Genomic DNA, 16,562 nt, shown 5'->3' on the forward strand with positions numbered 1-16,562 from the left:
GATCGTCAAAGCGAGAAGTTGGGAAATTTAAAAAGCTGTGATCAAAAAGTATAAAATCTGCTAATTCTAACAAGAGGAAAGTTCTAAAAATTACCCTATAACTTTTGGATTTGATTCAAAATAAGATTGTCTTTAAGTAATAAATTATTGACCATAGCGACCGCTTTAAAAACAAAACAGGATCTAATCACTTGCTTATTAACATTGATTAGATCCTATTTGATTAAGAAAAAAAACTATTCTTTTAGATCGTATTCTTTATCAATCTGTTTAACGATTGTTTCTCCTAAAAGAATTAAATTATTGTATCGCTCGTAAATCTGATCCCACGGAACAAGATTTTTTGTCAACTGTTTACCCTTTGGAGTATTAAGTAGTTTCCAATTGTCGGCAGTGTTTTCCGGATTGGTTAAATTATCCTCTAAATAAGATTGTAATTTTTTTTGTCGCGCTAGCCATCCTGATTCAGAAGAATTAACTTCAGAGAGGTTTTTCTGATAGAATCTCAGAATGTTTAGGGAAAGAGAATCATTTTCGATATTTCCGATTCTGCCCGATGACACAAAACCGTTAAATCTGTAAATATTAGGTCTTAAATAGGCATTTAAATTGATAAATGATAATTCTTTTTTAAATTGATTTTCGTCGTAAGATTTATTTTGATCTAATTGGTTAAGGTGCTGGTATATTTGACCAAATTCCTGATACTGTTTGATTAAAGATTTAGTACTATTAATATCATTTTGGATATCTGATTTAAGTCCAATCAGGAATTTTTTAACGTCTTGCTGGTCGTGTTGGTGTTCGCTCCATCCGTGTAGCCAGATCGATAGCGAAACGGCAAAAACAATGATAAAAATCTCTAAACTAATTTCTTTTATTTTTTCTGCAAGATTGTGCTTCTTGTTTGTTACAATTCGATGTACTTTTTTAGTGTGTTTAATGATTTCCTGGTCTGCCATTTTTTGTATTAGTTAGTTACGTTTTTACAAAAATATAGTAATTGACTAAAATATCTTAAAATATTTGAGTTTTATCGGTTAAAATTTAAATAATTAGGATGAAATAGAGCATAATAAGTTTGAACTTAATATCTAACTCACAATAACGTCATGTTTAAATAATAAGCCTTTTACTTCATTCAAAGAAAAAACTGCCTTTTTGAGTTTTGTTTTGGACGGATCAATGGTATAATTGAAGCTGGTTTTAAAATCAGCCTTGTTGGCGATGGCTTTGTCAAACTCAGATCGATAGAGATCACAATGATCAAAAAGAACACTTGTCAGATCTGTGGCCATAAAATCTACGGCGATCAGACTGCAATTGTTGAAGGTTGTTCCTTTTATTTTTAAGGTATAAAATTTAGAGAAATCTAAAATGCAATTGTAAAAATGAACCTCAAAAATCAATTTGTCGCACATCGCAAAATTCACTTCTTTTATTTCACAATGATTGAAAGTAACTGTCCGGAATGCCACATAATTGATTTTTGTGTTCGTAAAAGTACAATCATTAAAAACACAATCAATAAAGGTAACGGCTAGAAAAGTACAGGCAGAAAAATTACAATTCGAAAAAACACAGCATTCAAAATCCTTAAAATTAAGATCCTCTTTACCATAAACGATGGTATTGTATTCTTTATCAAGGAAATATTCAGATTCTTTTTTCAATGCTTTTCATTCGTTGTTTCAGAGCGAAAAGATACTAATTTAAGCAAGATACTATACATTTTTTGTCTGACTTTTTGCTTCTTTGATTTTATAAAACCGATTTTATTATTAAGAATAGTTGTGTAAAATGTTGAAAATAAGGGTTATATTTACAATAGAGTTTGTTATTATCCAAAAACACTGAACTTAGAAATGGTAAAGTTTTTAAAAAATAATTATTCTAAATGTTTAATGACAATCTTAGTACTATTGTTTTTTCTTCCATTTATGCTTCATGCTCAAAATGATTCCGACAATCCGGAATTATGCCCGCCTAAAACCGTATTTGAACTTTTCAAGAAGAAAGATTCTCTTTTGGTTCTAAAGCCCATAAAAAACAGTTTTTTTCTGGTAATCCCTGTTATCGGAGCGCAGCCTGCCACGGGTTTTGTTTTTGGCGGAGTGGCACAATATACTTTTAAAGGAAAAGAGGCCACAGACAAATACTCTATTGCTAATTTGGGAGTAACCTATACTACCAAGAAACAATGGCTTATAAATGTCAAGAACAATATTTTACTAAAAAACAATATGATATTTTTGAGTGGCGATTATCGAATGTATATTTTTTCGCAGCCCAATTATGGCCTCGGAACCAATATTATTCCGCATCACAGCAGGCGAGATAATTTCAGTATCGATTCTATTGCACAACCTATGGATTATAATTATTTTAAATTCCATCAAACCGCATCCTGGGAAGTAAAAAAGAATTTTTATGTGGGTGGTGGGATCAATATCGATTGGTATTCGTCTATAAAAGACGAAGATCTAGATGTGGCGAATCAGGTTTTTACCTACCATTATAACTACAGTCAGAAATACGGATTTAATGATCTCGAGTATTATTTAACCGGAATGAGCCTTAATCTCGTCTACGATTCCCGGGACAATCAGGTTAATACAGCTCGCGGCTGGTTTGCCAATATTAATTATAGATTTAATCCGGTATTCTTCAAAAATCAGCGATACAGTAATGTTCTTTATACAGAATACAGGCATTTTATTCCTCTTTCCAGTAAAAATGAGCGTTATATTTTGGCATTTTGGACGTATGGACAATTTGTAACAAGAGGAAAAGTACCGTATCTGAATCTGCCCGCTATTGGCTGGGATCAGCGAAGCAGGAGCGGAGAGGGGTATACACAGGGATTGTTCAGAGGTAGTAATTTAGTCTATCTTTCAGCAGAATTCAGATTTCCGATAAGTTGCAATCAAATGTTTAGCGGAACTGTATTTACCAATTTTACTACTGCCAGTAATTCAGAAACCAATACACCTCTTTTTAGTTATGTGCAACCCGCAATTGGCGCTGGTTTACGTATTTTAATAGATAAAAAAACACGTACCAACTTAGTTGTAGATTACGCAGTTGGAAACAATTCAAATGCGTTTTATCTCAATGCGGGTGAAACTTTTTAATAGCTTGTTTTTTAATGATTTGCAATATACTATTAGTGCATTTTCTTTTGAAATTTTAGCCTTTTTAGGCGAAAAAACTTATATTTGAGAATGTATTAACATTCAACAAATAAAATTATGAAACAGTACAGTTTATTATTGGTTGTCTTTCTGTCGGTGATAGGAATGAATGCTCAAGAAGCAAGGTCTTTTTCTCTTAATTTATATGGAGGTTATAATTTTTCGGACCGTTTAGATTACGACGGTTATTCTGCTTCTATTGAGGATGGTTTTCAATATGGAGTGGGTTTTGAATACTTTGTTTCAAGAAACAATTCGGTTGAATTAAAATACCTCAGAGCCGATCCTAAAATGCCTTTTTACGGTCCACTAGGGAATCAACTTAATCAAGGAGACGACAAGGGAGCTTTAAATTATATTCTACTTGGTGGAACACATTATTTTGATACCGGTTCAAATTTGTTGCCCTATTTAGGAGCCGGAGCCGGAGTTGGAATCATTGAAACACCACAAAGTGGCAACGGAACTTATTTTGCCTGGGATATTAAAGCAGGTGTAAAAATTAAAACCGCTTCAGTTGTTTCGGTAAATCTTAATGCCTATCTCGAATCAATGACTGCCGCAGCCGGAAATAGTTATTACTGGACTTATTATGGCCCGGTTGGCGTTCAGGATTATGTAAGTATCTATCAGTTTGGTTTGGGGGCTGTGCTAAGTTTTAACTTTAAAAATTAAGATATACAGGCTAGAATAAAAAGAATGGAAAAAATCTGCAGCAAAAAGAAGATACCGGAAATTTAATATTTCTGTTTTGGGGCATATAGCTGCCGGAATAAGAATTAGAAAAGAGGTTGTTTCACTACATTTGGGAGACAGCCTCTTTTTTATTCCTTATATTTTCTTGTTGATGTACTACTTTTATAAAATTCAATGCTTATTTTTGTTCGATATACTACTTTCTAAAGATGAAATTACTAATAGTCGAAGATGAACCAAACCTTTTATCCATTTTACGAAAAGGATTTGCTGAGAACAATAATGAAGTAAGTGTAGCACTCGATGGCAAAACAGCTTTAGAGATGCTTCATAATTATACTTTTGATGTAGTTGTATTAGATGTAATGTTGCCGGATATTAACGGAATTGAGATTTGCAGAAGATTGCGAGCCAGTAAAAATTTCGTACCTATTCTGCTTCTTACGGCACTTGGAACTTCTGAGAATATTGTAACCGGTCTTAATGCCGGGGCTGATGATTATCTGGTAAAACCTTTTAAGTTTGGTGAACTTGATGCGAGAGTAAATGCTTTAAACAGAAGAGCCAATCAGGAAACAGATAAAATAGATACCATTACTATTAGTGATTTAGAAATAAACGGACGAGCCAAAACGGTTAAAAGAGATGGAGAATCTATTGTTTTGACAGCCAAAGAATTTAAATTATTGTACTATTTGGCAAAAAATACAGGCAGAATTGTATCCCGCGATCAAATTTTAGACAATGTATGGGACATTAATTTTGATATGAACACCAATGTTGTGGACGTTTATATCAATTATTTAAGAAAAAAAATAGATAAACCTTTTGCAACCAAACTGATTCATACCATGAAAGGTTTAGGTTATGTCATACAGCCTTAAAATGGATATAAGAAAAAAAATTACGGTTACCTATGTGGCTCTTTCTTCTTTTAGTACGTTGCTATTATGTATCGTTGTTTTTGTTTTATTTCGTGAAAACAACCGATACCATTTTTTAAAACGACTGGAAGACAGGGCTAAAATTGTAGCGTCAATTCATTTTCAGAAAGATCCTGAAAAAATAAAATACTACAGTAATCTTAAAAAAAATGGACTGGAAGAACTTATCGAAGAAGAAGAGTTTGTCCTTAAAATAAACAGCGCCAACAGTTTTGATTACAATACCAATCTTAATTTACCCAATAACTTTTATACCAATATATTAAAAACGGGAAAAGACTATTTTGAAATTAATAGCAAGTACTATTTAGGGCAAGTTTTCACAGAACACAATCAAAAGTATATTGTAATTGTCGGTGCAAGAGACAGAAAAGGAAGAACGACCGCTATTTATATTGTCAAAATTATGCTTTTTGGAGGCATTGGTTTTATATTTCTGGCGTTCTTTTTAGGTCGATTTTTGGCAAAACGTGTTATAAATCCGGTAGCAAGAATTACCAAAGAAGTAAACCGAATAAGTGCTTCTAATCTGCACAACCGATTGCCCGAAGTTAAAAACTCGGATGAAATTTCAGATCTGACGGAGACTTTTAATGATATGCTGGACCGTTTAGAAACCTCGTTTGAAATACAGGCCAACTTTATTAATAATGCCTCTCATGAGTTAAAAACACCCATTACCACGATCATCGCAGAGTCTGAGATCATGCTTCTTAAGGAAAGAGAAGTATCCGAATACATTCAGTCTTTAGAAAATATTTACAGTCAGGCATCAAGATTAGGAAATCTAACAGAAAGTTTGCTAAAACTGACGCAGACAGGTTATGATGGAAAAAAACAAGTTCTGGACATTGCCCGAATTGATGAATTATTGATGGATGTAAAATCGGATTTGGATAAAATTTATCCGGATAACCGTGTAAGTATCAAGCTTAATTTTGCGCCTAAAGATTCTAATTTATTGTTGATTCCTTGTAATAAGCCACTTTTAGAACTGGCGATCAATAATATTATTACCAATGGCGTAAAATATTCAGATAATAATGAAGTCTTTGTATCGCTTTCCGCGAATAAGGAATGGATTAAAATTGCGATAAATGATATCGGAATCGGAATCCCTCCCGAGGATATTCCGCATTTGTATGAACCTTTCTTCAGAGGTAAAATCGCCGCTAAATATATAGGGTATGGTTTGGGGCTTCCTTTGGCTTCTAAGATTATCCGAATGCATGATGGTGAAATACAAGTACAATCAGAGCAGGACAAAGGTACCATTGTGACGATCGTCTTTAGGAAAGATAATAATAAAAAAGCCAATATTAAAAAATCTAATATTGAATCTTAGAGAAATCTAATTTTATATTAAGACCCTTCTAATTCTCAGGCAGTTATTTTGTACGTATAAAACTAAACAATTATACTTATGAAAAATTTCCTTATACCCACTACATTAAAAGAAGATACCATAAGCGCTGTTAAATCGGCTGTTAATCAGGCAAAGAACACGAGTTGTGAGATTGTTTTAATGATGGTTGCAGATGCTCCCGACTCTTTTTCTTCGTCGCATTTCTTGCGTGAGATGAGAACTGGTCTTACTTTAAGCCAGGAAGAAGTTCTGGAAACCTGCCGCTATATTGTAGGGCATACTGCTAATTGCAAAATAAAAATACACAACCAATTCGGACTTTCGTCACCAATATTTAAAGGTATTATTGATGCTTTTGATGTGAAGTTGGTTATACTGACTCCTTCTTACAAGCAGGAAACAAAGCGTATTCACCAATACTCCGTAAAATTAGCCGGAAATCAAAGATGCCCTATACTGCATTTAGGTACAGAAGCAATCAAAGAAGACTTCAATAAAGCACTTTATATCGAAAACAGCAATGTTAACATGCATGTAAAGGATGTTCAGCAGTTTTTGAGTCAAAATTTCTCTTATGAAATTGTAAGTCAAACGGCGAATTTTGATGACAACTTAGAGCAATTTGAACCTTATTTGTCTGAAGCGATTTCAAAATACGGTATTGATTTACTGGTTGAAACCCGTAAAGGCGAGAAAATCAAATTCAAAAAGACCAAAAAAGAGACGGTGAATGATAAATTGGGACTTCCGGTATTATCACTTTACGAAGAATTGGCTTAAAACTTAAATGTTTAAAAAATACAAGTTTAAACTTTAAAGCGAAAAAATATGCTGTTAAAAAAGAAAATCCCAATGAAGTACGTTCTTGGGAAAATAAAAGTAGAATTGGCTCTATTGATGGCTTATACGATATTGTTTGAGATTTTTCATCACTATTTTATTAATGTTTCCGTAGATATTCCGATTGCGATACCAACAATGATTGGTACGATTATATCCTTGCTATTGGCTTTTAAGTCCAATCAGGCGTATGACAGATGGTGGGAAGCCAGAATTATCTGGGGATCTATCGTAAACGAATCCAGAACTTTGATCAGACAATTGTTGACATTCTATAAAGACCCTGATTTTTCTGTTGAAGCAAACGAATTCAAAGAAAATTTCACTAAAAGACAAATTGCATGGTGTTTTAGTTTGGGACAGTCTTTACGAAATAAAGACGCTATAAAACCGATTAAGGACCTTTTAAGTGAGGAAGAATTGCGTTTTGTAAAGAACCATCAGAACATTCCAAATGCGATCTTGTTATTGCATGCGAGAGATTTGAGAATTGCCAGAAAAAATAAACGTTTCAACACCTATCAACAAGTTGAAATTGATAATACATTAACGAGATTGTGTGATGCAATGGGGAAATGTGAGCGTATTAAAAATACGATTTTCCCAACGACCTACAGTATGTATATCAGAATGACATTGTGTTTGTTTATTATCTTATTGCCTTTTGGATTGATCAGCTTGTTAAGTTGGTTCGCCATTCCTTTGATTACAATCATTGGAGGTACTTTTTTCTTAATTGAAAAAATGGCGATTCATTTGCAGGACCCGTTTGAAAACAGGCCTACAGATACGCCGGTTACCGCTATTGCAAATACAATCGAAAAGAATCTAATGCAAATGTTAGATGAGTATCAAAGTGAATTTGATATCATCAAAGAATTTGATCTTAAACCCGAGCCTAGAAAAGCGGAAAACGACGCTTATTTCGTTTTATAATTAATTTTTTGGTCCTTTAATTGTTATTGTTAGCCAGGCAGTGTGTTTATTGTTCACACTGCCTGGTATTTTTTTTTGGTTTAAAAAGCTACGAAGCTACAAAGGGTAAAAAAAGCTTTGTGATTACTTTAGCTTCTAAAATTTTTTTTGCCGTGAATTCCACCAATTGGCGCGAATTTTTTTTTGCCATTGATTAATATGATTCACACAGATTACGGATTAACACGAAAACCTGTGGAGTAGCAAAAATTAAGCTTATATATTCGTTCAGTCTAAAAAGGAAAAATAGATGTGAGAATTTAGTTTATCTAACACCGACACCGACACCGACACCGACACACACACACACACACACACACACACACACGGTTTGTCCTTTCGACGAAGGAGAAATCTCCGCAAGAAACTCCGCAAAAACAAGCTCAGCAAATGCAGATTTATTTGGTTTATTCGCTTTCGTTCGAGTCACCTTCGTAAAAAAAGACAAAGTGAGTTAATTAGTGTAATTAGTGCAATTCGTGTCTATTTTTTTTTGCCACAGATTAAAATGATTCACACAGATTATCAAATCATTTGGATCATTTTGCCAAGAATTTCAAAGTTAGCCCGAGTTAATTAGTGAAATTAGTGTAATTCGTGTCTATTCTTTTTTGCCACAGATTAAAATGATTCACACAGATTATCAAATCATTTTGATCATTTTGTCAAGAATTTCAAAGTTACCCCGAGTTAATTAGTGTAATCAGTGAAATTCGTGTTTGATTTTTTTTGCCACTGATTAAAATGATTCACACAGATTAACAAATCATTTTGATCATTTTGCCAAGAACTTCAAAGTTAACCCGAGTTAATTAGTGTAATCAGTGCAATTCGTGTTTATTTTTTTTACGTCACAGTTTATGAATCATTTTAATTCTTTAATCTGTGGCTTTTTTTGCTCATAAACCATTGATGAACTTTCAATACAGGGAATGTTTGGTTATAAATCAACCAGTTTGCCCAAAGTTTGTATAGATTGTCTCAACTCGTTGGTCCAAGGCAAGCCAAAACTCAAACGCATGCAATTCGAAAATTGATCCTGAAAAGAGAAGATTCTTCCGGGAGAAATACTAATCTGATGTTTCATTGCTAAATGATAAAGGTCAGCCGTATCTATTCTTTTATCAAGTTCAACCCAAAGGAAAAAACCACCTTGTGGCTGACTCACTTTTGTCCCCGTTGGAAAAGATTCTAAGACCGTATTAATATAATTGTTACAATTCTGATTTAATATCTTGCGAATCTTGCGAAGATGATTTTCATATCTTCCGTTTTTCAGAAAATCCCCCACAACCTCATGTGTGATGGTAGGAGAGGAGATGGTATGATAGAGTTTAGAGCGCAGGACTTCTTTTTTAAATTTCCCCGGTAATACCCAACCCACACGATATCCGGGAGCCAATGTCTTGGAAACAGAACTGCAGCAAAGTACAATTCCACTTTCATCATAAGTTTTACAATTTGTTGGACGGCCGGAGCCAAAATACAAATCCCCATGGATATCATCTTCAATAAGTGGAATGTTATAAAACTCCATTAAGCGAACGACTTCTTTTTTATGTTCATTTGGCATCATGCTTCCTGACGGATTGCTGAAATTACTCATCAGTACACAGGCTTTTATTTTTTTGGTAGCAATGGCTTTTTTTACGGCATCTAATTCAATTCCTGTGGTAATATTGGTCGGTAATTCCATCACATATAACCCCAAAGATTTGGCCAATTGTAAAACACCAAAATAAACAGGACTTTCTGTGATTATAGTATCTCCGGGTTTGGTTAAAGACATTAGGCAATGTGATATGGCATTGACACAACCGGGAGTGGTTATAATATCATCTTCGGTCGGAGATCCTCCCCAAGTGAATGCCCAACGTGCGATTTCTTTTCTTAGGTTTAGATTTCCCTGTAGATCTTCATAACTGGTTCCACTATTGGGTAAAGACCGCATGGCTTGAATCATGCCTTTGTTCAGTTTAGCAATAGGAAGAAGTTCATTTGATGGAAAACCTAATGAAAACATCGTAACTCCTTTTGCTCTCATATCATTATAAACCAAATCGATTAAATCTTCACGCTCTACATTTTTTACGCTTAAAATAGGAGAACTGGCTGAAGGCTCAGGAACCGTTCGGGCAGAAATATTACTTACATAATAACCCGATTGCGGCCTTGATTCGATCAAAGAGCGACTTTCAACTTCATAGTAGGCCTTGCTCACCGTACTCATGCTGTAGCCGGTTTCTGAGCAGACTTCCCGAATCGAAGGTAATTTGTCTCCAACACTCAAAACGCCCGATTTTATTTGCTTTTCAATTCGATCAGCAAACTGTAGATATAAGTAATTTGAATTTTTCATAAAAGAAACTGTTATGGTGCAATTTACAAAAACTGTATCTGTATTGCTGTATTATTTTTAAGAAATTTGCTTCATCAGAAATCAAGCAAAAAAGAAGATTCCGTGAAAACAACAAAATATTACTTAGCAGCCATTACAGCTTATACGATTTGGGGATTTTTTAGCTTAGCGCTAAAGCCAATTCATGACTATCCTTCTTTAGATATTTTATTCAATCGCGTTTTTAGTTGTAGCATTCTAATGTTATTGATTGTCTTTATTTTTAAAAGAAAAAGAGTAAAAGAGACGATAGAAATTTTTAAAGCATTATCAAAAGCAGAAAAAAGAAAGACTATTTTGTTAAACTTCGGCGGTAGTACTTTTCTAATGGCCAACTGGTTTACGTTTATCTATGTAATGAATCATGTTAGTGTAAAAGCAACTTCGCTGGCGTATTTGGTGTGTCCGATTCTAACCACGTTGTTGGCTTATTTTCTTTTGCATGAAAAACTTTCTAAAGTACAGTGGGTTTCTGTTGGGCTAAGCGTTTCAGGCTGTTTGTTATTGTCTTATGCCGACATAATGGACATGTTTTTTAGTATTATAATTGGTTTGACCTATGCGGGCTATTTAGTAAGCCAACGAGTAAATAAAGGTTTTGATAAATTTATTACACTTACATTTCACATTACTTTTGCAGCAATTGTTTTACTGCCTTTCTACCCGTTTTACAGCGGACCGGTTCCAACAGAGTTTAAATTTTATTTGTGTATAGAGACAATAGCAGTTCTGTTTACCATTTTTCCGTTATTCTTAAATCTGTATGCGCTTTCCGGGATCAATTCCTCTACGGTTGGAATGCTTTTAAATATCAATCCAATGATTGCTTTTGGTCTGGCAAATTTTGTGTACCACGAAAAAATAAGCAGTTTACAGATTGGTGCGTACGGGATTATTTTTATGGCAGTATTGGTATTTAATTCACATCACCTTTTTGCAATGAGACAAAAATGGATTCTTGCATCGAAAAACACATAAGAAATAGTAGTTCAATAAAATTACCAGAATCTTAACAGGATTTATAAACAGGAATGAGTATTTTTCATTTCTGTTTTTTTGTTTACGGACAATTCAAAATCAGAAAATATTGTGCCACGAATTTGCACAAATTAAGGATTGAAATTTTTTGCCACGAAATAATGCCACAGATTAAAGGATTAAAATGATTTAGTCATGCAACATGCACAAATAATTCGCGAAAATTAGTGCAATTCGCGGCAAAAAAATCAGTGCAAATCCTTTGAATCTGTGGCAAAAAAAGATTTTCTGCTTTAGAATAAAATTAGCACAAGAAAAATGTTGCCACGAATTACACGAATTTACACAAATTAAGGATTGATTTTTTTGTGGAGAAATAATGCCACAGATTAAAAGGATTAAAATGATTTAGTGATGCACGATCAACAAATAATTCGCGAAAATTAGTGCAATTCGCGGCAAAAAAATAAGTGCAAATCCTTTGAATCTGTGGCAGAAAAATAAATACACTAACTGATTTAAGATGTTATGAAAAACACCAAGCTCCAAGCCTTTATACCGTTATTTTATCTAGTATGGTCCGATGATCTTTTGACCCAAAAAGAGTTTGCCACTTTAAAAGAATTTATAGTTGCAAAAACAGGAATTTCGCCCGAAGACCAAGAGTATCTTTTGTCTAAAATTGATATTTCAAATCCGCCTTCGCGAAATGAATTGGAACAATGGAAATCAGATATAGCGAAAACCATTCAAAACAAACCTGCCATTAAAACTATTTTTGAACTTGCCGGAGCGCTTTCAGAAAAAGATTCTACGATCTATGTAGCGGAGGCTGATTTTTTAAAATTAGAAAATGATCTTGGAATTTTGGGAGAAGAAGTAATTCAGAACTTTAAAACCAGAACAGGTTCTTTTACCGCCAGTTCTCAAACCACTTCTAATTTTGACATCCAAAAAATAACAACACTTCTGGATGGTAAAGAAGCGGCAATTATTAAAAAGGTAAAATCGATTATTTCAAAATCCGAATTTGCTTATGAAACTTCGACTGATATCAATGTTTATCGCGAAACCGTATACAATTGGTGTAAAATTTTAGCCGGTGAAAATCTCGGAAACATGGCCTATCCAAAACAATATGGAGGAGGAGAAAACATAGCCGACTATTTTGCCATAATGGAAACACTCAGTTATCACGATTTGAGTCTCGTAATTAAGTTTGGAGTCCAATTTGGACTTTGGGGGATGAGTGTTCAGTCGCTGGGAACAGAGAAACATTACGCAAAATATTTAAAAGATATCGGTTCCTTAAAGCTTCCGGGCTGTTTTGCCATGACCGAAACACATCACGGTTCCAATGTAAAAGGACTTGAAACTACAGCAACTTACCAGCATAATAATCAAACTTTTATCATTCATACGCCAAACAAAAATGCTCAAAAAGAATATATTGGTAACGCCGCAGTTCACGGTCAAATGGCAACCGTTTTCGCTAAACTGATTATTGACGATCATGATTATGGTGTAAATGCTTTTATAGTTCCTTTACGCGACACAAACGGAAATACCTTAAAAGGAGTTACCATCGGAGATTGCGGGCACAAAATGGGACTGAATGGTGTCGATAACGGAACAATTAGTTTTGATCAGGTTGAAATTCCAAAAGAAAATATGCTCGATCGTTTTGCCTCTGTAAATGACAAAGGCGAATTCGAAAGCCCGATTCCAAGTGATAACAGACGTTTTTTTACGATGTTGGGAACTTTGGTCGGAGGACGAATTGGTATTCCACGTTCGGCTTTGGCTGCTGCTAAATCGGGGCTCACGATTGCAATTCGGTATAGCGATCAACGTCGACAATTTGGTCCGGAAGGCGGTTCTGAAGTGCCGATTCTGAATTACCGTATGCACCAACGCAGGTTATTGCCTCATTTAGCCAAAACATACGCCGTGCATTTTGCTTTGCAATACCTGACCAGTCGTTTTCTGAACCGAACCGAATCAGAAATGCAGGAAATAGAAGCTTTAGCAGCGGGAATGAAATCCTATTCGACTTGGAGCACCAGAGATATTTTGCAGGAATGCCGCGAAGCTTGCGGTGGAAAAGGTTATTTATCTGAAAACAGAATTAATGCCTTAAAAAACGATACCGAAATTTACACCACTTTCGAAGGAGATAATACCGTCTTAATGCAATTGGTAGCTAAAAACCGTTTGTCTGAATTCAGAAAGGCATTTGGCGAAATGGGTTCTTTAGGAATCATTAATTATGTGTATGAAAATGCAAAATCAGCCATTGCCGAGAAAAATCCGATCGCAACGCGTAAAACAGATGAGGAGCATTTACTGGATGGAACCTTTCACTTACTGGCCTTTCAGCACAGAGAAAAAACAATTCTGGCATCGGCAGCAAAAAGGATCAAAAAATTGGTTGAAGAAGGCTTAGAAGCTTATGATGCTTTTAATGTCGTACAACATCAAATGATAGATGTAGCGCAAGCCTATTTGGAACGAGTAGTTTTGGAGCAATTTCAAACAGCGATTCAAACGGTAGAAGATGAAAATTCTAAAGCTATCCTGATAAAACTAAATCAATTGTATGCACTTTCACAAATAGAAAAAAATAAAGCCTGGTATCTTGAAGACGGTTATATGGAAGCAGTAAAAACGAAAGCAATTCGTAAAATGGTCAATCAGCTTTGCTGGGATATTCGTCCCGATGCTGTTGCTCTGGTAAATGCTTTTGATATTCCTGAGAGCTGTCTGGCTGCGCCAATTGCAGTAAAAAAGTAATTAATTAGAAGTACATTTCGATGCGGCTTTTTTGAATTGCCGTTGGTTTTAACCAACGGATTAAAAAAGGAGATGATAAAGGCTTTAGCCAAAATGCGATTCGTAAGGTTTTTGGCTAAAGCCTATCGACTCAAACATACACAACCATTGGTTAGGACCAACGATTATTCAAATTTGGTGTAATACCAAGACAAAGTTTTAGAAGCGATAAACGGTATCTGGAATAAAAAATTCTCGTAAACCAAATTAGAAATGAAATCAAAAACAGATTCCAATATAATAGTTTTCCTTAGGTTTGTCGCCCTAAAATTTTGATGTTTGTCACTCTTTTAATTTATCCTTTTATACTATCACTTTACTTATATTTGTAATTCTGTTTTATCTTTTATTAGTTTGAAAAAATATTTTCTGTTTGTTTTCACCCTTCTCATTTGTTTTCCGGTTTACTCATCGGATAGTACAGCTACTATTTTGAATAAACTGAATGATGCTCTGAAAAAGAAGCAGTATTACGTTAAACTTAAGGAAGAACGAATTCTGAACTTCAAAAAAATTAAGTCAGCTGATTTAACCAAAGAACAGGAGTACAATTATAATAAAGCTTTGTATGCAGAGTACCAGAAATTCAATTCAGATTCGGCTATTTTTTATGTGAAAAAGAACCTGCGAATAGCGGCTGAACTTCAAAATAAAGAACTTTCCGATTTGGCCAACCTGCAATTGGTATCGCTTTATTCCTCTTCCGGAAAATACCGTGAATCGGAAGGGATTTTAAAAAGTATCGACAAAAGAAAATTGTCGGTTACGTTGCTTCCGACCTATTACATTGCATATCGCGAGTTTTTTGAACATTATGCAGCCAACAGTTACAACAAAAGATACATAGAACAAATACAGCAGTACCGGGACTCTTTGTTGACTGTTTTAGATCCGAGCTCTTTAAATTATAAGATTAACAAAATTCAACAGGAGATTTACCAAAAAAAATATGCTGTTGCCCAAAAGAAATTAGTTGATCTATTGCAACATCAAAAAGAAGATAATCCTCAGTATGCTATGATTGCGTATCTTTTGGGGAGTATTTATGAAGGAACACATCAATTAGAATTAAGAAAAAAATACTACGCCCTTTCGGCTACCTCAGACATAAAAAATGCAAATAAAGACAATGCTTCCCTTCAGGAATTGGCATTGGTTTTTTATGAAGTAGGGGATGTAGATATGGCTTATAAACTAACACAATCGGCCATTGAAGATGCCTTGTATTGCAATGTGCAGTTTCGTACACTTTTGATGTCAGAAGTATATTCGATAATCAATACGGTTTATTTAGAAAAAGAAGCCAAGAGAAAAACAGAACTGCAACTTTATCTTTTATGCATCAGTTTACTCTCGGTATTTTTGATTGTCGCGGTGATTTACGTGTACAAACAAATGAAAAAAGTATCCAAAATCCGTGGAGAACTTTATGAAAGCGGTCAGAAATTAGCCGAATTAAACAAAGATATTACCGAAACCAACAATCAGTTGCAGGAACGTAATGCACAATTATCAGAATCAAATCATATTAAAGAAGAATATATTGCGCATTTTTTTAGTCTTTGTTCTACTTACATCAACAAATTAGAGAATTATCGAATCATTTTGAATAAAAAAGCTACGGCCAAACAATTTGATGAGATCTACAAAATGCTAAAATCGACCACATTGGTTGATACAGAATTGGAGGAATTATACAAAAACTTCGATAGTATTTTCTTAAACCTCTACCCAACCTTCGTAAAAGATTTTAATGAACTGCTTATTAAAGAGGAGCAAATTGTTTTAAAACAAGGAGAATTACTCAATACAGAACTCAGAATTTTTGCCTTAATCCGTCTTGGGATTACCGACAGTGTAAAAATTGCTGCTTTCCTGCGTTACTCTTTAAGCACGATTTATAATTACCGCACCAGAGCCCGAAATAAAGCCGCTGTTTCGCGAAATGATTTCGAAGAAATGGTCATGAAAATCGGTTTAATTTCCTTGAAAACCTAAGGATTTATTTTAAAAGTACTACTTTTTTTTGGCTTATTAATTTGTTAACTTGTTGTTTGTTAGTATTTTAATTTTTTAAATCACTACTTTTTTTCGTTTAGAAATGTAACGTGTACTATAACGTTTTAGCTTTACAATAGTATTAAAAGACACTTTTTAAAAGAATGCGTTGGGTATAATGGTGTCGCATACTATCTTATCACATAGAAAGATAAATTTAGAATTGACCATCTAAGACGCTTCAAGAAAATCACAATTTTTCCAAACAGCCTTATGCGATTTATTCGGAATAAAATGTCTTTTTTAAGCTTAGTAAGTCTATGCCTTGATGTGTTAAAACA

At 34.3% G+C, this 16,562-nt stretch carries 12 protein-coding genes; 9 read left to right on the top strand and 3 right to left on the bottom strand.

The features are described 5' to 3' along the window. Positions 1-236: 236 nt before the first annotated feature. Both ACHRV5_RS06185 and ACHRV5_RS06190 read right to left on the bottom strand, forming a co-directional pair. Positions 237-962, bottom strand: a complete 726-nt coding sequence (locus tag ACHRV5_RS06185) for a DUF6090 family protein (protein WP_395426133.1) — start codon at positions 960-962, stop codon at positions 237-239. 132 nt (positions 963-1,094) lie between these two features. Then, positions 1,095-1,673, bottom strand: a complete 579-nt coding sequence (locus ACHRV5_RS06190) for a pentapeptide repeat-containing protein (RefSeq protein WP_395426134.1) — start codon at positions 1,671-1,673, stop codon at positions 1,095-1,097. Positions 1,674-1,904: 231 nt separating this feature from the next. Between ACHRV5_RS06190 and ACHRV5_RS06195 the strand changes: the two genes are divergently transcribed. The 6 genes from ACHRV5_RS06195 to ACHRV5_RS06220 all read left to right on the top strand — a co-directional run bounded on the left by ACHRV5_RS06195 (position 1,905) and on the right by ACHRV5_RS06220 (position 7,976). Next, entirely contained in the window at positions 1,905-3,134 is a 1,230-nt protein-coding gene (locus ACHRV5_RS06195; protein WP_395426135.1) for a BamA/TamA family outer membrane protein, read from the top strand. 117 nt (positions 3,135-3,251) lie between these two features. Continuing rightward, a complete protein-coding gene (locus tag ACHRV5_RS06200) occupies positions 3,252-3,869 on the top strand; it encodes an outer membrane beta-barrel protein (RefSeq protein WP_395426136.1) in 618 nt (205 codons plus the stop codon). A 230-nt stretch (positions 3,870-4,099) separates the two neighbouring features. After that, positions 4,100-4,774 carry a response regulator transcription factor gene (locus tag ACHRV5_RS06205; protein ID WP_047776412.1) on the top strand — a complete coding sequence of 225 codons (675 nt, stop codon included), beginning with the start codon at positions 4,100-4,102 and terminating at the stop codon, positions 4,772-4,774. 1 nt (position 4,775) lies between these two features. Further along, positions 4,776-6,179, top strand: a complete 1,404-nt coding sequence (locus ACHRV5_RS06210) for a HAMP domain-containing sensor histidine kinase (protein WP_047776587.1) — start codon at positions 4,776-4,778, stop codon at positions 6,177-6,179. A 78-nt stretch (positions 6,180-6,257) separates the two neighbouring features. Then, on the top strand, positions 6,258-6,980 hold the full coding sequence (locus ACHRV5_RS06215; RefSeq protein WP_395426138.1) for a hypothetical protein: 723 nt from the start codon (positions 6,258-6,260) through the stop codon (positions 6,978-6,980). A 48-nt stretch (positions 6,981-7,028) separates the two neighbouring features. Beyond that, positions 7,029-7,976: a bestrophin family protein gene (locus ACHRV5_RS06220; RefSeq protein ID WP_047776416.1), complete on the top strand. Its 948-nt coding sequence runs from the start codon at positions 7,029-7,031 to the stop codon at positions 7,974-7,976. A gap of 979 nt (positions 7,977-8,955) precedes the next feature. Here the strand turns inward: ACHRV5_RS06220 and ACHRV5_RS06225 are convergent. After that, positions 8,956-10,374 carry a PLP-dependent aminotransferase family protein gene (locus ACHRV5_RS06225; protein ID WP_230001745.1) on the bottom strand — a complete coding sequence of 473 codons (1,419 nt, stop codon included), beginning with the start codon at positions 10,372-10,374 and terminating at the stop codon, positions 8,956-8,958. 102 nt (positions 10,375-10,476) lie between these two features. On the opposite strand from ACHRV5_RS06225, the gene ACHRV5_RS06230 reads away from it, so the two are divergent. From ACHRV5_RS06230 to ACHRV5_RS06240, 3 genes are all read left to right on the top strand, one after another. Continuing rightward, positions 10,477-11,391, top strand: coding sequence for an EamA family transporter (locus ACHRV5_RS06230; protein ID WP_395426139.1), 915 nt, complete (start codon positions 10,477-10,479; stop codon positions 11,389-11,391). 528 nt (positions 11,392-11,919) lie between these two features. Then, on the top strand, positions 11,920-14,184 hold the full coding sequence (locus ACHRV5_RS06235; RefSeq protein WP_395426140.1) for an acyl-CoA dehydrogenase: 2,265 nt from the start codon (positions 11,920-11,922) through the stop codon (positions 14,182-14,184). Between the two features lie 393 nt (positions 14,185-14,577). Further along, positions 14,578-16,221, top strand: coding sequence for a DUF6377 domain-containing protein (locus ACHRV5_RS06240; protein ID WP_395426141.1), 1,644 nt, complete (start codon positions 14,578-14,580; stop codon positions 16,219-16,221). Positions 16,222-16,562: the final 341 nt, after the last annotated feature.

The organism is Flavobacterium sp. FlaQc-52 (assembly GCF_044007495.1).
In the GTDB taxonomy this organism is placed as follows: Bacteria; Bacteroidota; Bacteroidia; order Flavobacteriales; family Flavobacteriaceae; genus Flavobacterium; species Flavobacterium cupriresistens.